Origin of the sequence: Nocardia barduliensis (assembly GCF_013315795.1) — a bacterium.
GTDB lineage: Bacteria > Actinomycetota > Actinomycetes > Mycobacteriales > Mycobacteriaceae > Nocardia > Nocardia barduliensis.
In genome coordinates this window covers 18,621-37,506 of sequence record NZ_JABLTE010000059.1, presented here as the reverse complement: position 1 = coordinate 37,506, position 18,886 = coordinate 18,621, and the positions used below count along the sequence as shown (strand labels likewise).

Sequence of the window (18,886 nt, the reverse complement as noted above, 5' to 3'; positions counted from 1 at the left end):
CCACCGTTTCCGTTCCCTACCAGTGCAGGCCCGGAACGACGCGGGCGACGCGCGCCGCGGGGGCGGGCAACGCCATGAGCGGCATGACGACCGGGGCCAGCGCGGACAGCGCGCCGCGGCGGGGTGCCTGCTCATCGGCCGGACGGCGGTCCGAGTCACCGCGCGCGGCGCGAGATTCCCCGAACAGGCGGAAGCCCTGGTGCATGATCTGGCGCTTGACCGACGGCATCAGCAACTCGACCGCCTGGGCGAAGGTGCCGACCGGCGTGTCGATGCGATCGGGGCGGTCCTCCAGCGCGCGGACCACGATGGCGGCGGCCTGCTCCGGATCCGGTACGGGGAGGGCGCGGTACAGATCGGTCGGCGCGATCATCGGGGTCCGCACCAGCGGCATCCGCACCGAGGTGAAGGTGATTCCGGCGTCCCGGTTCTCCACCGCCGCGATCTCGCTGAAGTTGTCCAGTGCCGATTTGCTCGCCACATAGGCGGCGAACCGGGGCACCTTGGTCTGCACCGCGATCGAGGAGATGTTCACCACGTGCCCGAAGCGGCGCGCCCGCATCGACGGCAGCAGACCCAGGATGAGCCGGACCGCGCCGAAGTAGTTCACCGCCATGGTGCGCTCGAAATCGTGCATGCGATCGGTGGAGTTGAGCACGGAGCGGCGGATCGAGCGGCCCGCGTTGTTCACCAGGTAGTCGACGTGGCCGTGGTCGTCGAGGACGCACTGCACGAGCTTCTCGACGGCCTCGGAGTCGGTGATGTCGCACGGATAGGTATGCGCGACACCGCCTTCGGCGCGCACGGCTTCGGCCGCGGTCGCCAAGTCGTCGTGCCCGCGCGCGACCATCAGCACCGTGGCGCCGCGCCGGGCGACGGCGTGCGCGGTGGCCAGACCGATCCCGGAGGACGCGCCCGTGATCAGCACGACCCGGCCGGCCAGCGGGTCACCGGTGATGGTGACGCGTCCGCGCTGCGGGTCGAGGTGGTCGCGCCAGTACAGCCACAGCTTCTCGGCGTAGCTGTCGAACGACGGCACGGTCAGACCGCTGCTGCGCAGCTGGGCGCGAGTGGAGTCGCTGATGAACTCCGCGGAGAACGAGGTGTGCGGAGCGACTTCGGCCGGGATGCCGAGCTGTTCGAGCAGGAAATCGCGCACGGTGGCGACTCCGGGGATGAGTGCGAGGCCGCTGAGCGCCAGCCCGCTGCCCGGCAGCGTGCCCACGCCGGTCGGCGCACCGGCCGCGGCGGCGAGCGCGCCGTACACCTCGCCGAACGGCTGGGGCTCCGGGTTGACCAGGTGGAAGGTGCGTCCGTCCAGGCCGGGGCGGCGGATCAGTTCCGCCATGGCGGCCGAGACGTAGTCGACCGGAACGATATTCGTCGCGCCGAGATCGGGCAGCGGCAACGGCAGATCGGACGGCAGTGTGCCGAGCCTGGCGATCGCGCCGAAGAAGTAGTAGGGGCCGTCGATCTTGTCCATCTCGCCGGTGCGGGAATCGCCCACGATGATCGCGGGCCGATAGACCCGCCAGCGCACGCCGCGCGATTCGCGCACGAGCTTCTCGGCGGCGAACTTGGTGCGGTGATACGGCGAGGTCAGCTGCTGTCCGAGGTCGAAGTCCTCCTCGAAGAACTTGCCTTTGTGGTCACCGGCCACCGCCACCGAGGAGACGTGGTGCAGCACCGCGCCCAGTTCGCGGGCCAGGTCCAGCACCGAGCGCGTGCCGGTGACGTTCGCGGCGTGCGCGGTGTCCTCGTCGGCGGTCATGTCGTAGACGGCGCCTAGATGGACCACGTGGTCGGCCCGCGGAGCCTCGCAGGCCAGTCCGAGGCCCTCGGCGGTGAGATCGCCGATCAGCGCGAAGACCCGCTCGGCGCCGCGCCAGCCCGCCGCGATGTCGGTGAACTTCGCCAGTGACGTCTCACGCACCAGCACGTGGACGATCGCCTCGGCGTCGCGATCCAGGAGGTCCTGCACGACCCGCCTGCCCAAGAATCCGGTTCCACCGGTCACGATGTAAGTGGCCATCGCACTCTCCTGCTGTTCTCGAACCATGTTGTCGCACAAGTCATCCGGCATGCGGCAATGGATGCGGACAGCGTGATTCGGCCCCCAGCGACGTACGTCGGGCCGAAAGTAGGAACTCCTTCGTCCTGACTTATTACTGAAGAGTAATCGAGGGCGCGCGAGACCGGCAAGCGATCATGGCCCGTTCGTCCTGTGGGGCTGATCACCCATCCGTGCAGGTCAAACGGTATGTGTTACAAAGATTTCCAGTTACCCGCATTCTGGTCGAGTGTCCAGCAACTTGACAGCTTCCGCTACTTCTTCTCGATGCGGGCGGGCGGCGCCTGCAACGGGGGCTTGTCGCGCAGGAACGTCTCGAACGCGTCCAGATCGCTCGGACCCGCCGCGGTCTCGGTGCCCTCGGTGAAGACGGTGAAGCCGTCGCCCCCGGACGCGAGGAAGCTGTTGGTCGTGACGCGATAGGTCGCGACGGGATTGAGCGGTGCGCCTGCGACACGGACACTGTCCGCGATCACCTTCGCGCCGGGCGGGGCGGTCTCGGAGTACGCATAGGTGATGCCGGCCGGTGACAGGATCGTCGTTTTGCCGGGGGTGTTCCACTGCTGTTCCAGCAGATGCAGGATCTGGCTGCCGGTGAGCGTGAGCGTGACGACCTGGTTGCCGAACGGCTGGACGGTGAAGAGGTCGCCGTAGGTGATCGGCCCCTGCTTCAGGTCGGCGCGCACACCGCCGGGATTCATGAAGGCGGCCACGGCGGCGGACGGGCCGGCGGTGACCGAAAGCATGGAATCGGCGATCACGTCGCCCAGCGGCGAGGTGCCCGCCGGGCCCGGATCGTGCGGCAGGACGTCCGCTGTCGCGCCTACCACGCGGCCCGCGCGAGGCCGGGACTGCTCGGCGAAGAAATCGATCAGCGCGGTGGTCGGGGCATCGGGCGTCACCTCGCGGGTGACCACCCGGTTGACCGCGGAGGCTTGCACGCCGTCGCCGCCGAAACGCAGCGTGACGTCGGTGATGAGCCGTCCGTACGAGGCTGCCTGGGTGATCACTTTGCCGCCGATGGTGCAGACGTAGGGCTGGTGACTGTGGGCGGTGAACACCGCCCGGACGGCGGGGTCCACCCGCTCGGCAAGCCCGCTCACGTTCGGGGTGACGTTCGCGCATCCGTTGTAGTCCAGCGGTGCGTCCCGTTCGGGCCGCTGGCCGCCGCCGTCGTGCACCAGCGCCACGATCGCCTCGGCGCCCGCCGCCTTCATCTCCGGCACGTAGCGGTTGATCGCGGCGGCCTGGTCGCCGAAGTGATAACCCCGGATGCCCTCGGGCAGCACGATATTCGCTGTGTCCGGCGTGACCGTGCCGATCACGCCGATCCGGTGCCCGCCCACCTCCAGCAGGGTCCACGGGCGCAGCGCGGGCGGAAGGTTGCCCTGTGCGTCGGCGACGTTCGCCGCCAGGTACGGGAACTTCGCGCCGGTGAACGGGGCGCCGGGGGAACATCCGTCGTGCGCGCATCCGCCTTGCTGCAGGCGCGCCAATTCCCGTACGCCCTCGTCGAACTCGTGGTTGCCTGCCGCCGACGCGGCCACCGCGACGTTGTTCAGGAAGGTGATCGTCGGCTCGTCGTGGAACAGCCCGGAGACCAAGGGGCTGGCCCCGATGTTGTCGCCGGCGGCGAGCACGGCGCTGGCCGGATACGCGGCCTTCAGCCGTGCCAGATGGGTGGCGAGATACGCGGCGCCGCCCGCGTCGTGCCCGGCGATCTTCCCGTTGGACCCGCCGGGCGGCTGCAGGTGCCCGTGGAAGTCGTTGAAGCCGAACAGGTGCACCTCGTCGGGCTGGGCCGGACGGAGGTCGTTCGTGGAGATCAACGGGACGATCTGGGCCGCCGTGGACGAGCCGGGACCGGCGCCGGGGTCGGACGTGGTACCACAACCCCCCACCAGACCGGCAGCCAACAGACCGGCAAGAACAACGGCGATGCGACGGCGCGCTCTCATGTCATGACTGTCCCATGTCCCCTGCGATCGCGCACGACAGGCGAAATGCCACGCGCCGCAATCCGATGCGCCGCGCGTGACGCGGCTACTGAGCGGCCGGGAATTCCTCGGCGAGCTCCTCGAAAACCGCGGTGTTCATCGCGAACGCGCGCCGGCCCTCGTCGAGCACGCGGCGGCGTTCCAGATCGTCGAGCGGCAGGCGATCGAGCAGGCTGCGGTATTCGCGCTTGAACGCCGCGGGATTGCCGACGCCGTCGAAGACGTAGAAGCGGACGCCGTCGCCGCGGTGCGGCAAATTCCACAGCTTTTCGGCGGTGCCGCGGATGACCTGGCCGCCGGACAGGTCGCCGAGGTAGCGGGTGTAGTGGTGGGCGATGTACCCGGCGGGCCAGTCGCGCGCGCACTCATCGATGCGTTCGGCGTAGGCCGCGGTGGCGGGCAGCGGTTCCAGGCCGGAACGCCAGTCGGAACCGATGAGGTGCGCGAGGTCGCGTTCGAGCTCCGCGGTGCGGGCGAGCTCGGGGCGGATGAACGGCCCGGCGACCGGATCGTCGGCCAGTGCTCCCCAGCGCCGTTCGAGCGCGCGGTAGATGAACCAGAGCTGTCCGGTGTACCGGTGGTAGGAATCCACGCCGAGCGAGCCGCCGAGCATGTCGCTCATGAAGCGGGAGTTCTCCGCCTCCGCATGCTGGTGCGCGGTGGCGGTGCGGATCTGCGTCGAGAACGGTACTGCCTCCGACATGTCCGAACCACCTCACCTCAACCGGGGCCGCCGCCGAATCGGGCCGCCCTGACCAGTTCGATAAGAGGGTACCGGGCGGGCGATCGGCGCGCATGCACCTCGCGGCTCAGCGGACGGGCGCCGAGCGGCGGCGACGCCGCACGATCGGGCGGCGCAGCGAGCCGAACCGGCGCAGGATCCGCGGCCTGCGCACGGTGCGGTCACACCACTCGCCCAGGGTGACCCCGGCCGCCAGCGCGCAGCCGATGCCGACGGCCGACAGCAGCTGGTTGCCCCCGATCAGCAGTTCGTCGTTGAGCAGGGCGTAAAGACCCCGGTAGACCTTCAGACCGGGAAGCAGCGGGGTGATGCCAGCGACGGCGACGACCAGCGGGGGAGTCAGCGCGCGCCGGGCCATCAGGCCACCGGCCAGGCCGACCAGCGTCGCGGCGACGCCGGAGGAGATCACCGGACCGAAACCGGCCTGCTGGACGAGCAGGAAGCAGATGATGCCCGCGGCGCCGCTGCCTGCGGCCGCGGCCAGTGCCCGGCGTTCGGCGTAGCAGGCCAGCGCGAACGCCAGGGCGGCGACCGCGCCGGCGAGGATCTTCACCGGCAGGTCGGTGATGTCGCGAGCGGAGGTCAGATAGACCGGTGGCACGGTGGCGTCGAGGAGATCGGCGATGCGCAGGGTGAGCGCGATGCCCGCGATGATGCCGCCGGTCATCATCATCACCTCGAGCATGCGGGCCGTGGCGGTGATGGGCGCGCCGGTTATCGCGTCCTGTACCGAACCGACCAGCTGTAACCCACTGAGCAGCACGGTGATCCCGGCCGCGATGATCAGCGTCGGGTCGACATCGATCCGCAACTTGGCGGCCAGGCTCGCCAGCAGAACGGCCGGAATCGCCGCGATCGCCCCGCCCACCATGTGCTGGAAGAAGAACGGCAGCCCGTAGCGGTTGAGGACGCGATTGGTGCGGTCGATCGCCGCGGTGGTCGCGAAACTGACCGCGGCAACCACGGCGCCCGCGCCAAGCAGCGCGGCGATCGCCGCCGCCATCAGCGACCACGCGGCGGTGGCGGTCCACCGGTGGTACGGATGCGGCGCCGAGGTGATCGCGTCGAGCGCGGCGCGGGCCTGCTCCGGCGGGACCACTTCGTTGCGGATCCGGCGGGTCAGCCGGTCGACGGCGGCCAGCCGGGTGAAGTCGAGCGCGCGGTAGTGCACGATCCGCATGGTGCTGGCCGGTGGCAGCGCGGGCCCGCGGTCGGCCCAGATGCGAATGGCGTCGTAGGTGACATCGATGCTGCAGCGCGACAGTCCGTAGGTGGCGGCGATGAACCGCACCGTTGTCGTGGTGTCGACCACGCCGGTGCCGGAGGCCAGCACCACCTCGCCGACCCGGACCGCGAGATCGAGCACTTCGGCGACCCGGGCGTCGTCGGTGAGATCGATCGGCTGCAAGGGCGTGGGCGCGGCGACGATGGTGTCCGCGGTCGCCTGCCGGTCCGCGACCAGCAGGCCGACGGCATGGCTGACGACGGGGATCGGCCGGGCGCGCCGCAGGCGAAGCCCGCGACGCCAGCCGAGGTGATCCACCCGTGCGGTGGTGACATCGCCTACGGAAGATGCGTCAGGACCCATGGACGCGAACCTAGTCATCCGATGACCTCTCGGCATCCGTGCGGGTCGTCGCGGGCGTGCCGGTCCTGCTCCGCCCCCTTGGTCGGACCGGCGAATCGTGGTAGAACTTGTTCTAATTTCGGCGATGGGAGCGCGTACGGTGCGGTACGGAATCGTGTTGTTCACCAGCGATCGGGGCATCACCCCCGCTGATGCGGCGGTGGCCGCCGAACGTGCCGGTTTCGACACGTTCTACGTGCCCGAGCACACCCACATCCCGGTGGTCCGCGCGGCGGCGCATCCGCGCACCGGGGACGCCAGCCTGCCCGACGACCGCTACCTGCGAACCCTCGACCCGTGGGTCGCGCTCGCCACCGCGGCGTCCGTGACCGAGCGCATCGGGTTGTCCACCGCGGTGGCACTGCCCGCCGAACATCATCCGATCACGCTGGCCAAGACCATCGCCTCGCTGGACCACCTGTCCGGCGGCCGGGTCAGCCTCGGTGTCGGATTCGGCTGGAACACCGACGAATTGGCCCACCACGGGGTGCCCGCGGGCAAGCGCAGGACCGTGCTGCGCGAGCATCTGGAGGCGATGCGCGTGCTCTGGACCGAGGAGGAGGCAGGCTTCGACGGCGAGTTCGTCAGCTTCGGCCCCAGCTGGTCCTGGCCGAAGCCGGTGCGGAAACGCATTCCGGTCCTGCTCGGGGCGGCGGGCACCGAGAAGAACTTCACCTGGCTGGCCGAGCACGCCGACGGCTGGATCACCACGCCGACCGAGGACGGCCTGGACCAGAAGATCGACCTGCTGCGTCGGGTGTGGCGCGAGCACGAGCGCGCGGACACCCCCGAGGTGGTCGCGCTCGCCGGTCGCCACGACGCCGAACAGCTGGCCCGCTGGGCACAGGCCGGCGTCACCGAAGCGGTTTTCGGGTTGCCCGACCGCCCGGTGGAGGACGTGCGGGCCTACCTCACCCGATTGGCCGGGAAACTCGGGATCGAACACCACGGGTGACGCGCTGAACGATCCTGACCGTCCGCGCCGCACCCGCGCAGGTGAACAGGCCCGCGCGAGAGGATTTCGCGCGGGCCACCGAGGGCATTGTCAGCGCAGGTCGCGCCTGCGGAACGCGGTGATGCCCACACCGAGCAGCAGTGCCGCGCTCGCCAGCAGCCACAGCACCGGCCGCGCCTGGAACTCGGCGCCGGGCAGCTTCGGCGGATGGACGAACGGCGCCAGATCGACCATCCACTGCGGCAGGCCGTCCAGCGAACCGACGAAGAAGATCACCACCATGGCGCTGAGCACACCCCACGCGACCGGGGCGAACCGCGGTGCGACCCCGTACAGGGCCACCGCGATGCCGGTGACCACCCAGACCGCGGGGACCTGCACGGCGGCGGCGCCGATCGATTGCGTGAGCTTCGTACCGAGGTCACCGTCCGAGGCGCCGTAGACGATGCCGATCGCCGCACCGGAGACCAGCAGTGCCGCCGCGGGGCCGAACAGGGCGAAGCCGATGTGGCCGAGCGCGTAGCGGACGCGGCCGACGGCGCCGGAGAGCGTGGCCTCGACCCGCGCGCTGGACTCCTCGTCGTGCAGCCGCAGCGCGGCGGAGATCGAGTAGGCGGACGCGGCCGCGGCCAGCATCGTGATCGCGTAGGTGATGAAGGACTCTTGCAGCTGCTGGGAGCCGCCCATCCGGGTGACCACGTCCCGCACGGCCGTACTGCCGTCGAGCATGTCCCCGACGCTGCCGACCGCGCCGCCGATCAGCAGCCCGTACAGGGCGAAACCGACCGTCCAGGCCAGCAGGGTGCCGCGCTGCAACCGCCAGGCCAGGCCGAGCGGGCCGGACAAGCCCGGGGCCGCGGCGCGCGGTCCAGGACGCTCCGCGATCAGCCCCGAGCCGACGTCGCGGTTGCCGAGCAGGGCGTACGCGGCAGCGGTCCCCAGCACCGCGACGGCGCCGAGGGCGAGCAGCACCCACCAGCGCTCGTCGGCGTACGGGCGGATCTGCAAGGACCATCCGATCGGCGAGAACCAGGACAGCACGCCGTTTCCGGCGTCGCCCACGGCCCGCAGGGCGAAGGCCGCGCCCAGGGCGCTGAACGCGACGCCGCGCGCCACCCGCGCACCGGCGCTCACCTGGGCCGCGACCGCCGCGACGGCCGCCCAGACGATGCCGGAGGCCGCCAGGGCGGCGCCGAAGGCCACCGATCCCGCGCCGGGCAGGTCGACGGCGTAGAGCGACAGGGCGCACACGACCCCGGCGAGCAGCGCCCCCGAGTAGGTCATGATCAGGGTGGCGGTGAGGCCTGCGTAGCGTCCGATGCTGGTGGCGCCCACCAGTTCCGCGCGTCCGGTCTCCTCCTCGACCCTGGTGTGCCTGATCACCGTGAGCACCGTGGCGATGGCGATCATGGTGTACATCGCGCCGGCTTTCCAGGTGCCGATCGATCCCAGCGCGGAGCTGAATACCGGACCGTACATGGCGATCAGCGCGGGGCTGTCGGCCGTGGTACGCGCGAAGCTGTCCAGGGAGGCCGGATTGTCGTAGAGATCTTTCACGCTGACGACCTGGAACGCGGGCATCATGCCGATGAGCAGCGTCCACAGCGGCAGCACGATCCGGTCGCGCCGCAGATACAGCCGCAGCAGTCGCCCGGTGCCCGCGAAGTCGCCGGATACGCCGAATACCGGTGCCGCCGCCGCGCGGCCGGCGGTGGCGGTGGTCATGCTCGCACCTTCTCCCCGGTGGTCGCGGTGGACTCGGCATGGCCGTCGACGTGGTAATGCCGCAGGAACAGCTCCTCGAGCGTCGGCGGCGTGCTGGTCAGGCTGCGCACGCCGGCATCGCCGAGTACCCGGATCAGTTCACCCAGGTGCTCGTTGTCGACCTGGCAGCGCAGCGTGTGGTCGTCGAATTCGATGTCGTCCACGCCAGGGATGCGGCTCAGGTCGCCCGCGTCCCCGATCAGTTCGGCGGTGATCGAGGTCCGGGAAAGGTGACGCAGGTCCGCCAGCGAGCCGCTCTCCACCGTGCGTCCCGCTCGGATGATGGTCACCCGCTCACACAACACTTCGACCTCGGACAGGATGTGACTCGACAGCAGGACCGTGGCGCCGCGCTCCTGCGCCTCGTGCACGCATTCGCGGAACACCTGCTCCATCAGCGGATCCAACCCCGAGGTCGGCTCGTCGAGCAGCAGCAGTCGCGCATCCGAGGCGAGCGCGGCGACCAGCGCGACCTTCTGCCGGTTGCCCTTGGAATAGGTGCGCGCCTTCTTGCGCGGGTCCAGGTCGAAGCGCTCGATCAGCTCGTCACGTCGTCGCTCGTCGATGCCGCCGCGCATCCGGGCGAGCAGGTCGATGGTCTCGCCGCCGGACAGCGACGGCCAGAGCGTGACATCGCCGGGGACATAGGCCAAGTCGCGATGCAGGGCGACCGCGTCGGCCCACGGGTCGCGGCCGAACAGTCGCGCCTGCCCTCCCGTGGCGCGCAGGATGCCGAGCAGCACCCGGATGGTGGTGGACTTGCCCGCGCCGTTGGGGCCGAGGAAGCCGTGGATCTCGCCGTCGGCGACCGTGAGGTCGAGGCCGTCCAGCGCGGTGACGTGACCGAAAGTCTTGCGGAGGTCGCGGACTTCGATGATGTCGGACATCACTTCTCCTTGGTGAATGTGTCCAAGATCGTGGAATCGGTGAGCAGTCCCTGGGTGTAGAACTCCAGGGCCGGTGGGGTGAGTTCTTCGGTGAGTTCGCGGATCGCCTTGCGATAGTCGATCTTCTCGTCGCGGTGCTGGCGCATCTGCATGTACAGCATGGTGGCGCCGACGTTCAGCATCATCAGATATCGGGCGCGCGCCGCCGGGTCGCGACTCGGCTTGATCGTGCCCGCCTCGACCGCCTTCTCCAGATACCCCTCGGCATCGGCGGCCATGTGCTCGAACAGTGATTCCGCCATCGGGCCGCCCGCTTGCAGGCTGCGCACCATATAGGCGACCAGTGGCGCGTAGGACTCGATCTCGGCGAGGGCGTCGAGCATGCCCGCCTTGACCGACGACGCGGTGATCGCCTTGACCTTCTCGTCGCGGATCAGCTGGAGCACCCGGTCGTCGCAGGCGGCGCGCAGGCCGTCCTTGGAACCGAAGTGATGGTTGACCAACCCGGGGGAGACGCCGGCGGCTGCGGCGATCTTGCGGACCCCGACTTGGAATCCGTGCTCGCCGAACACCTCGATCGCGGTATCGCGAATGCGCGCCGCGGTGGTCAGATCCTCGGGGGATCCTTGCGGAACGGGCTGTTGGTTAAACACATGTTCAGTATATTAAACAGTCGTTCAACGGTCTAGCAAGACCCCGTCGCCGACTTGTCCTGCGTCACGGTTTGCCGCCGGTGTACCGGGCTATCGTCGAGACATGACTAGCGGCACGGCAACGACGGCGGACCACCTACGCGCGGCACTCGACGGACCCTGGGCGGCCGTCCGGCAGGAAGCCAGGACGCTGCTGGCAGGCGACGAGTTCACCGCCGATCCCCACCTGGACTACAAAGCGGCTCGGGCTCGGGTGCTCGAACAGATGAAGGCCATCGCCACCATGGGGTTCGCCGAGCGCGGCTTCCGCAGGGAGAACGGCGGCGCCAGCGAGCCAGGAGCCGCGGTGGTGAGCCTGGAGATGCTGGCGTACGCGGACCTGTCGCTGTGGGTGAAATCGGGCGTGCAGTGGGGACTGTTCGGCGGCGCGGTGGAGAATCTCGGCACCGAGCGGCACCGGGAGTACATCGAGCGGTTGATCTCCCTGGATCTGCTCGGCTGCTTCGCGATGACCGAGTCCGGCCACGGCAGCGACGTCGCGAACCTCGAGACCACGGCGACCTACGATCCGCGGACGCAGGAATTCGTCGTGCACTCGCCGACGCCGTCGGCGCGCAAGGACTACATCGGCGGCGCGGCCGAGCACGCGCGGATGGCCGCGGTTTTCGCCCAGCTGATCACCGGCGGCGAGAACCGGGGCGTGCACTGTCTGCTGGTGCCGATCCGCGACGAGAACGGCGCCGACCTGCCCGGCGTGACCACCTATGACGACGGTCTCAAAGGCGGCCTGCCCGGCGTGGACAACGGGCGCATCGTCTTCGACCACGTGCGCGTGCCCCGGGAGAACCTGCTCAACCGCTACGCCGACGTCGCCCCGGACGGTACCTACAGCTCCGAGATCGAGAATCCCAGCCGCCGGTTCTTCACCACGCTCGGCACCCTGGTGCGCGGCCGGGTCAGCGTCGGCGGCGCCGCGGCGGCCGGGGCGCGGGTGGCACTGAGCATCGCGGTTCGCTACGCGCTGAAGCGCCGTCAGTTCTCCGACCCGGACACCGGCGTGGAGACCGTCCTGCTGGACTACCGCAGCCATCAGCGCCGGTTGCTGCCGCTGGTCGCGAAGTCCTACGCGCTCGCCTTCGCGCAGAACGACCTGGTGCGCCGGATGCATCTGGTGCAGACCGGCCAGAACCTGGAGGCGGGCGCGCAGCGCGCGCTGGAGAAGCGGGCCGCTGGACTGAAGGTCGCGCAGACCGCGCACGCCACCCGCGCCATCCAGGAATGCCGCGAAGCCTGCGGCGGCGCGGGCTATCTCACCGAGAACCGGCTGGTCACGTTGAAGGCCGACACCGACGTGTTCACCACCTTCGAGGGCGACAACGTCGTGCTCACCCAGCTGGTGGCCAAGGAACTGCTCACCGCCTACGCCGACGAGGTGCGCGACCTGGACGCGCTGGGCTGGGTGCGCTTCGCCGCGACCATGGCCGGTGACGTGGTGCGCAAGCGGTCCGGCGTGCGTCAGCTGATCCAGAACCTGAAGGACCGCGGGGACGACCCCATCGAGGAGGGCGACCTCTCGCGCCGGGCGGTGCAGCTGCAGCTGTTCGCCGATCGGGAGGACTACCTGGTCCGCACCGCGGCGCACCGGCTGCGCGCCAGGGCCGAGGACACCGGGCCGTTCGAGGCGTTCAACAACGCCCAGGACCACATCCTGGCCGCGGGTTCGGCGCATATCGACCGCCTCGTGCTCGAGGCGTTCATCGAGGGCATCGCCGACATCGAGGATCCGGAGGCGCGGGAACTGGCCGACTGGATGTGCGACCTGTTCGTCTACACCACCATCGAGGAGAACCAGGCCTGGTACATCATGCACCGGTTCATGTCGGTGGAGCGGGCGAAGGCCATCCGGCGCGGCGTGAACGAGCTGGTCGACCGGTTGCGTCCGCACGCGCTGACCCTGGTCGAGGCTATGGGCGTGCCGGAGTCGATGCTGCGCGCGGCCATGCTCGACGACGCGAGCGTCTTCGACCGGGCCCAGCCGATCGCGGTGCCGTCCTAGCGCCGCAGCGCTGGTTCGCCGCCGATCAGCCCGGTCCGTACTCCGTGATCGCGGTGACCACGAACCACACAGCCCAGACGAAGGCGATGACCATCCCGATCGCCAGGACGGTGCGCATCACCGCGCGGCCGAAGTCGAGGTCGCCGCGCTCGCGCGGATACAGCTTCCACGGGCTGTACCAGGGCGCCCGGATGGCGAATGCGTTGGCCTGTGCGTCCCGTTCGGCCTGCGCGAGTTCCTCCGCGTAGGCCTCGGCCTGCGCCTGGTTCGGGCCGCCGTGCCACAGCGTGATGTCGATCGGGCCGAGGAAGCCCTCGTTGAGCAGGTCCTGCGGCGCGGGGAGATAGGGCAGGATGCCCAGGCCGCGGAACGCGACGGCGACGTCGTTGGCCGTCCAGAGGAACTTCTCCTGCTGGGCGAGCGCGTCGAAGTAGTGCTGGAGCCGGCCGGGTCCCTCGCCGATGATCACGTCGAAACTCGGATCGGCCCATCGCTGTTCGAGCTGGAGCTGCGCGCCCGGCAACGGGACGAGCAGTGCGACGCCGTGTACGACGCGCTGTCCGAGTCCACGAGCGGCCAGCCATTCCTGCAACGCGAAGGTGTGCTCGCGCGACTTATCCACCGGGGTGCGGCGGTCGCGGCTTTCGGTGGCGACCGGCTCGCCGTTGATCGTCCACTCGCCGTTGAGCGGGACCTCCAGCACACCGTCCTGACGGGCGACGAGCGCGTCGGCCTCGATCACCACGCAGCTGGTCGGCGTCCAGATCACGGCGTCGAACTGGTGCAGCCGGTCCTTGTGGAACAGGCTGCAGGTGATCGTCGCCACACCATGGGGACTGTCGGGGTCCTTCCAGGTACGCAGCCAATCGATCAGCGTGCGCTCGGCATTGGTGCCTGCGGCGTTCTGGACTCGCACGAGCATTGGCGACCACCCTTCACGTCGACACTCGACACGGGACAGGATACGAGGTGCCGCAACGGATTCGCCGCGCGCACGCCGAGCTGCGGCGTGTCGGTCCCACGGCGCCGCGGCCGCTCGCGCACCCGCTACTCCGGTTGCTCGGCGTCGATCCGGCCCGCCCGCACGGCCGCTGCCAGCTCGGCGTGGTCGGTCTCGGTGCGGTCGGCGTAACGCACCGCGAAAGCGGCCACCGCCTCCTCGAAGCGCTCGTCACCGTCCAGATATCCGGACAGCAGACGGGGATCGAGGGAGCGGGAATGGGCTCGGGCCAGCAACGCGCCCGCCAGCCGCCCGTAGTCGTCCAGATCGCTCGCGGGCAGCTCGGCGGGATCGATGCTGCCCTTCAGATTGCGGAATTGCCTGACGACGAACGGCAATTCGGCACCGTCGCCGACCGGGTCGAGGGAGGTCCAGCCGAGCAGGATGTCCGATTCGGACTGAACGAGCCTGGCGCCCTCCACGATTCGCTCACCCTCGTGCCGCACGGGGCGCGTCGGCAAGAACTGGGCCAGTGTCGCGGGCGGGGCTTGCTTCACTTGCAGGACCAGCGCCTCGCCGTCGTTGCCGTGCAGCAGTGCCAAGTAGCTGTGCAGGCCGACGCTCCCGGTCCCGACGATCCGGAATGCGACGTCGGACACCGCGAACCGGGCCAGCAGGTTGCACCGCGACGCGTGCAGGGTATCGCCGTAGCGCTCCAGCCCGCCGATCACCGCCGCCGCGACCCGCTCGTCCACGGCGGTGAGAATCGGGGGGTCGCTGACGAATCGGTGCCTGCGGATACCGGTCTGGTGGTCTTCGAGGTGCTCGGTCCACTTGGCCACCACCTTGGCGCTGGTGTTCTTGCGCGCCTTCTTGGCCGCTTTCTGGAAGTCGTCGAGCAGAGCGTCGGCCTTGGCCTGGGTGATCACCGACTCGTCCGGCAGCGCGCTCCAGGACGCCATGAACGGCATCGCGGCCAGCGCGTCGACGGCCGAGCGGTAGGAGCGGGCGGCGTCGCGCGCCGCGGTGCGGCACTCGTCCTCGGCGGCGCCCGCCTCGCGCCCCGCCAAGACGAGGCCGGCCGCCAGGCGCTCCAGATCCCACTCCCACGGGCCGGCCACGGTCTCGTCGAAATCGTTGATGTCCATGATGATCTCGCCGCGCGCGGTGCCGTAGAGGCCGAAGTTCGCCGGGTGCGCGTCACCGCACAGCTGGGCGGTGAGCCCACTGTCCGGGCCACCTGCCAGGTCGGCCGCCATCAAGCCCGCCGCGCCCCGGTAGAACGTGAACGGTGAGGCGATCATCCGGCCGATCCGCAGCGGTACCAGATGCGGCAGCCGTCCCGCGTTGCTCGCCGCGACGTAGTCGAGCACGCCCGGCCGCCGCACGCTGGTCGCTTCCCGGTCCCGCGCGATGACGGGAGTCCGCTGACGCAGCGCGCGGCCCGCTGCGAGGACCTGCTCGGCGGGCACGTAGGAACGCAGGTCGATACCACTGTCTGACACAACGGCTCACGCTAGCCGGTGCGGCGTCCGGCTCAGTCCACCGGGACGCGGGGCGGCGCGGGCTCGATCGGCAGCCGCAGCGCGCCGGGCGCCGCCGCGGGCACCACCGGGTGCGCCGGAGCCACCGCAGCGATGCGCCGGTAGGCCGAGCCCAGCTCCGGCCTGGTGTCGGGATCGTCGCGGTTGGGCCAGAACGCCATCGCGCGCTCGGCCTGCGCGGTGATCGTCAGCGACGGGTTCACGCCGAGGTTGGCGCTCACCGCCGAGCCGTCCGCCACGTGCAGGCCGGGATGCCCGTAGACCCGCTGGTAGGGGTCGACCACGCCGCTGTGCGGGCTGTCGCCGATCACGCATCCGCCGATGTAGTGGGCCGTGGCCGGAATGTCGAACACGTCCATGATCAGTCCGTGGGTATCGCCGTCGACCTTCGCGCCGAACCGCCGCCCGATCTCGTGCGCCAGCGGGATCCAGGTCGGGTTCGGCTCACCGGTGCCCTGCCGGGTGCGCAGGCGCCCGCGGCTGCGGAAGGAGGTCAGCGAGTTGTCCAGCGACTGCATGATCAGCAGGATCACCGACTTCTCCGACGCGTGCCGCGCGTTCAGGCTGCGCAGGAACACCAGCGGGTGCACCACCATGGCCAGCAGGAAGCGCAGGAAACGGAACGCGCCGCCGTCCACGATCGGCACCGACATCGGGAACAGCGCGTTCTGTCCCTTGCCGTAGTGACACACCTCGACGTGGGTGTCGGCCTCCGGATGGATCGAGGAGGTGATCGCGATGCCCTCGGCGAAATCGCGGCGCGCGCGGCTGACGACATTGAGGATGGCCTCGGAGTTGCTCCGGGTCAGTTCGCCCAGCCGGGGCGACAGGTGCGGCAGCACGCCCTCGTCGCGCATCTTGTGCAGGAGCTTCTGGGTGCCGAGCGCGGCGCCGGCGAACACCACCTGCTCGGCGGTGAAGATTCTGCGCTGCTTGCGGATCCAGCGGTCGGATCGCTGGGTGTCGACGGCGTACCCGCCGCCGGGCAGCGGCCGCACGGCGGTGGCCGTGGTGAGCGGGTGGACCTGCGCGCCCGCCTGCTCGGCCAGATAGAGATAGTTCGTGGTGGTGGTGTTCTTGGCGTTGTGCGGGCAGCCGGTGAAGCAGCGCGCGCAGTGCACGCAGCCGGTGCGGCGCGGGCCGACCCCGCCGAAGTACGGGTCGTCGACCTCGGTACCCGGGTCGTTCTCGTTGAAGAACACGCCGACGTCGGTGGGATGGTAGGTGTCGGCAACGCCGAGGTCCTCGGCGATCTCCCGGATCACCTCGTCGGCCGGTGTGGTGCGCGGGTTGGGCGCGACCCCGAGCATGCGCTTGGCCTGGTCGTAGTAGGGCGCCAGCTCCGCCCGCCAGTCGGTGATGTGCGCCCACTGGCGATCGGTGTAGAAGTTCGCCAGGGGTTCATAGAGCGTGTTCCCGTAGATGAGCGAGCCGCCGCCGACGCCCGCGCCGGAGAACACGGCGCACTTGCCGAGCAGGCTGATCCGCTGTGGTCCGGTCAGGCCCAGGCGAGGAGCCCAGATCGATTTGCGCACATTCCAATTCGTGCGCGGGATGTCCTCGGCGTTCCATCGGCGGCCTGCTTCGAGGACGCCGACCCGGTAGCCCTTCTCGGTGAGCCGCAGGGCGCTGACGCTGCCGCCGAAGCCGGAGCCGATCACCACCACGTCGTAGTCGAATGCGGACATGACTTCCTCTCGCTCACCGGCCATACGGTGAGAAATATTTTCAATCATTCTTTCACCGCTGCGTTGTGGCGGCCACCATCCTCGCACGGGCGTGCCGCGCCGATATCCGGAAAATCGGCGCTGCGGATGGCGAGGACCGGGGTCGGTGGGGTATGCACGGGTCGTGACAACCGAATCGGGCACAGCGCAACCCGAGGAACGCGCGACCGGCGGCGGAGTACGCGGCGTCTTCGCCGACCGCGTGCTGACCGTGCCGAACGTGCTGAGCGTGCTGCGCCTGCTCGGCGTCCCGCTCTTCTTGTGGTTGCTGCTGATCGAGCGGGCCGATGGCTGGGCGTTCGCGCTGCTGGTCGCCAGCGGCGTCACCGACTTCTTGGACGGCAAGCTCGCGCGGCTGCTCGATCAGTCCTCGCGGCTGGGGGCGCTGCTCGACCCGTTCGTCGACCGGCTCTATCTCGTCACGACGCTGGCGGCCTTCGTGATCCGCGGCCTGATCCCGTGGTGGGTGGCGGCGATCCTGGTCGGGCGCGACCTCGTGCTCACCGCGACCCTGTCGGTGTACAAACGCCGCGACCTGCCCCCGCCGGAGGTGATCTACCTGGGCAAGGCGGCCACCTTCGCGCTGATGTCCGCGCTGCCCTGGCTGCTGGCCGGGCAGATGGACTGGGCTGCCGCCGGTTTCGGGCGTGCCTTCGGCGGGGCTCTGCTGATCTGGGGCACGGTGGTCTACGTGTGGACCGGCGTGCTCTATACCGGCAAAGCCATCGCGGTAGCAAGAGCGATACCGGCTGTGGGGCACCGGACGGCGTAGCCGATAGAGTTTGCGTGCAACGTTCAAACGAAAGGACGGCCTGTGACCCAGACCCCCGAGGACCTGCGCTACACCGAGCAGCACGAGTGGGTACGCCGGATCGCCCCGACCCGGGTGCGGGTGGGCATCACCGATTACGCCCAGTCTCAACTCGGTGACGTTGTGTTCGTGCAGCTGCCCGAGACGGACGCGGACGTGGCCGCCGAGGAAAGCATCGCGGAGGTGGAGTCGACCAAGAGCGTGTCCGACATCTACGCGCCGCTGAGCGCGAAAATCGTTGCGGTGAACGACGTGCTGAACTCGGAGCCGGAGACGTTGAACACCGACCCCTACGGTGACGGGTGGCTGTTCGAGTTGGAGGTGAGCGACGCGGCGAGTCTGGACGTGACGCTCGGTGAACTGCTGGATGCCGCAGGTTATCAAGGAGTTATCGGGGGCTGAAGCAGCCTTCCCAGTTCTACCTGCACGGGTGCGGCCCGGCAGGGTACGGTCAATGCCAACAGATGCACCCGGCGGTTGTGCCGGGAATCTAGAGACTCGACGGCAGGTCGTGGTGCCAGAGGCATCACCTGCTTGCATGGATAATCAGGTTCGAGGAGGAGAGAAACGGTGAGCGAGAACAAAGACCCGGGTTACGGGGAGACCGCGGCCGAGACGACGTCGGTCTTCCGCGCGGATTTCCTGAACGAGGTCGACGCGTCGCGCTCCGGAGAGCCGACCGGCGAGCAGCCGGTCCAAGGGGTCGAGGGTCTGCCCGTTGGCGCGGCCCTCCTGGTGGTCAAGCGCGGCCCGAACGCGGGGTCGCGGTTCCTGCTGGATCAGCCGACGACGTCGGCGGGGCGGCACCCCGACAGTGACATCTTTCTCGACGACGTCACCGTCAGCCGTCGGCACGCCGAGTTCCGTCAGGACGACGACTCGTTCCAGGTCGTCGACGTGGGCAGCCTGAACGGTACGTACGTGAACCGGGAGCCGGTGGATTCCTCGGAACTGCAGAACGGCGACGAGGTGCAGATCGGCAAGTTCCGGCTGGTGTTCCTCACCGGACCGCGCGCCCAGGTGACCGACTCGTCGGCGGGCGCGGGGAGTCTATGACAGCGTCGGCGCTGGGTGTTACCCCTCATGAGAGGCTCTGAGTCATGAAGGACCTG

General features: G+C 69.6%; 15 protein-coding genes. 5 read left to right on the top strand and 10 right to left on the bottom strand.

Translation table 11 applies throughout. The features are described from left to right. Nucleotides 1-16: 16 nt before the first annotated feature. From HOV91_RS23720 to HOV91_RS23705, 4 genes are all read right to left on the bottom strand, one after another. The gene (locus HOV91_RS23720; protein WP_174187602.1) at nt 17-2,032 is read right to left on the bottom strand and encodes an SDR family oxidoreductase; all 2,016 of its coding nucleotides are present in this window, start codon (nt 2,030-2,032) and stop codon (nt 17-19) included. Nucleotides 2,033-2,325: 293 nt separating this feature from the next. Then, nucleotides 2,326-4,029, bottom strand: coding sequence for a bifunctional metallophosphatase/5'-nucleotidase (locus HOV91_RS23715; RefSeq protein ID WP_174187601.1), 1,704 nt, complete (start codon nt 4,027-4,029; stop codon nt 2,326-2,328). Nucleotides 4,030-4,114: 85 nt separating this feature from the next. After that, nucleotides 4,115-4,771 carry a biliverdin-producing heme oxygenase gene (locus HOV91_RS23710; RefSeq protein ID WP_174187600.1) on the bottom strand — a complete coding sequence of 219 codons (657 nt, stop codon included), beginning with the start codon at nt 4,769-4,771 and terminating at the stop codon, nt 4,115-4,117. A 106-nt stretch (nt 4,772-4,877) separates the two neighbouring features. Next, entirely contained in the window at nt 4,878-6,302 is a 1,425-nt protein-coding gene (locus HOV91_RS23705; protein ID WP_438822686.1) for a threonine/serine exporter family protein, read from the bottom strand. A gap of 235 nt (nt 6,303-6,537) precedes the next feature. On the opposite strand from HOV91_RS23705, the gene HOV91_RS23700 reads away from it, so the two are divergent. Next, nucleotides 6,538-7,392: an LLM class F420-dependent oxidoreductase gene (locus HOV91_RS23700; protein WP_174187615.1), complete on the top strand. Its 855-nt coding sequence runs from the start codon at nt 6,538-6,540 to the stop codon at nt 7,390-7,392. A 90-nt stretch (nt 7,393-7,482) separates the two neighbouring features. Here the strand turns inward: HOV91_RS23700 and HOV91_RS23695 are convergent, their stop codons facing one another. From HOV91_RS23695 to HOV91_RS23685, 3 genes are read right to left on the bottom strand one after another with little or no spacing between them, the layout of a single operon-like run. Then, a complete protein-coding gene (locus HOV91_RS23695; RefSeq protein ID WP_174187598.1) occupies nt 7,483-9,117 on the bottom strand; it encodes an ABC transporter permease in 1,635 nt (544 codons plus the stop codon). Next, nucleotides 9,114-10,043: an ABC transporter ATP-binding protein gene (locus HOV91_RS23690; protein WP_174187597.1), complete on the bottom strand. Its 930-nt coding sequence runs from the start codon at nt 10,041-10,043 to the stop codon at nt 9,114-9,116. Before HOV91_RS23690 ends, HOV91_RS23695 begins: the two co-directional genes overlap by 4 nt. Continuing rightward, on the bottom strand, nt 10,043-10,696 hold the full coding sequence (locus HOV91_RS23685) for a TetR/AcrR family transcriptional regulator (protein WP_174187596.1): 654 nt from the start codon (nt 10,694-10,696) through the stop codon (nt 10,043-10,045). Before HOV91_RS23685 ends, HOV91_RS23690 begins: the two co-directional genes overlap by 1 nt. 103 nt (nt 10,697-10,799) lie before the next feature. Between HOV91_RS23685 and HOV91_RS23680 the strand changes: the two genes are divergently transcribed. Beyond that, nucleotides 10,800-12,752, top strand: coding sequence for an acyl-CoA dehydrogenase family protein (locus HOV91_RS23680; protein WP_174187595.1), 1,953 nt, complete (start codon nt 10,800-10,802; stop codon nt 12,750-12,752). Nucleotides 12,753-12,777: 25 nt separating this feature from the next. Here HOV91_RS23680 and HOV91_RS23675 read toward each other — a convergent pair whose 3' ends face one another. The 3 genes from HOV91_RS23675 to HOV91_RS23665 form a co-directional block, all read right to left on the bottom strand. Beyond that, a complete protein-coding gene (locus HOV91_RS23675) occupies nt 12,778-13,674 on the bottom strand; it encodes a nuclease-related domain-containing protein (protein WP_174187594.1) in 897 nt (298 codons plus the stop codon). A gap of 125 nt (nt 13,675-13,799) precedes the next feature. Then, a complete protein-coding gene (locus HOV91_RS23670) occupies nt 13,800-15,197 on the bottom strand; it encodes a DUF2252 domain-containing protein (protein ID WP_174187593.1) in 1,398 nt (465 codons plus the stop codon). A gap of 32 nt (nt 15,198-15,229) precedes the next feature. Further along, complete coding sequence (locus tag HOV91_RS23665) at nt 15,230-16,924, bottom strand: GMC oxidoreductase (protein WP_174187592.1); 1,695 nt, start codon at nt 16,922-16,924, stop codon at nt 15,230-15,232. Nucleotides 16,925-17,087: 163 nt separating this feature from the next. Here HOV91_RS23665 and HOV91_RS23660 point away from each other — a divergent pair, with 163 nt between their 5' ends. From HOV91_RS23660 to odhI, 3 genes are all read left to right on the top strand, one after another. Continuing rightward, nucleotides 17,088-17,735, top strand: coding sequence for a CDP-alcohol phosphatidyltransferase family protein (locus HOV91_RS23660; RefSeq protein ID WP_174187591.1), 648 nt, complete (start codon nt 17,088-17,090; stop codon nt 17,733-17,735). Nucleotides 17,736-17,777: 42 nt separating this feature from the next. After that, nucleotides 17,778-18,176 (top strand): glycine cleavage system protein GcvH, encoded by a 399-nt coding sequence (gcvH, locus tag HOV91_RS23655; RefSeq protein WP_174187590.1) that lies wholly within the window; start codon nt 17,778-17,780, stop codon nt 18,174-18,176. 168 nt (nt 18,177-18,344) lie between these two features. Next, nucleotides 18,345-18,830, top strand: coding sequence for an oxoglutarate dehydrogenase inhibitor Odhl (gene odhI, locus HOV91_RS23650; RefSeq protein WP_043690204.1), 486 nt, complete (start codon nt 18,345-18,347; stop codon nt 18,828-18,830). Nucleotides 18,831-18,886 lie beyond the last annotated feature (56 nt).

Coding starts and splice junctions, on each gene's coding strand:
- HOV91_RS23710 (WP_174187600.1), bottom strand. CDS start 4,771: ATGTCGGAGGCAGTACCGTTCTCGACGCAGATCCGCACCGCCACCGCG.
- HOV91_RS23690 (WP_174187597.1), bottom strand. CDS start 10,043: ATGTCCGACATCATCGAAGTCCGCGACCTCCGCAAGACTTTCGGTCAC.
- HOV91_RS23675 (WP_174187594.1), bottom strand. CDS start 13,674: ATGCTCGTGCGAGTCCAGAACGCCGCAGGCACCAATGCCGAGCGCACG.
- HOV91_RS23665 (WP_174187592.1), bottom strand. CDS start 16,924: ATGTCCGCATTCGACTACGACGTGGTGGTGATCGGCTCCGGCTTCGGC.
- HOV91_RS23720 (WP_174187602.1), bottom strand. CDS start 2,032: ATGGCCACTTACATCGTGACCGGTGGAACCGGATTCTTGGGCAGGCGG.
- HOV91_RS23680 (WP_174187595.1), top strand. CDS start 10,800: ATGACTAGCGGCACGGCAACGACGGCGGACCACCTACGCGCGGCACTC.
- HOV91_RS23695 (WP_174187598.1), bottom strand. CDS start 9,117: ATGACCACCGCCACCGCCGGCCGCGCGGCGGCGGCACCGGTATTCGGC.
- HOV91_RS23715 (WP_174187601.1), bottom strand. CDS start 4,029: ATGAGAGCGCGCCGTCGCATCGCCGTTGTTCTTGCCGGTCTGTTGGCT.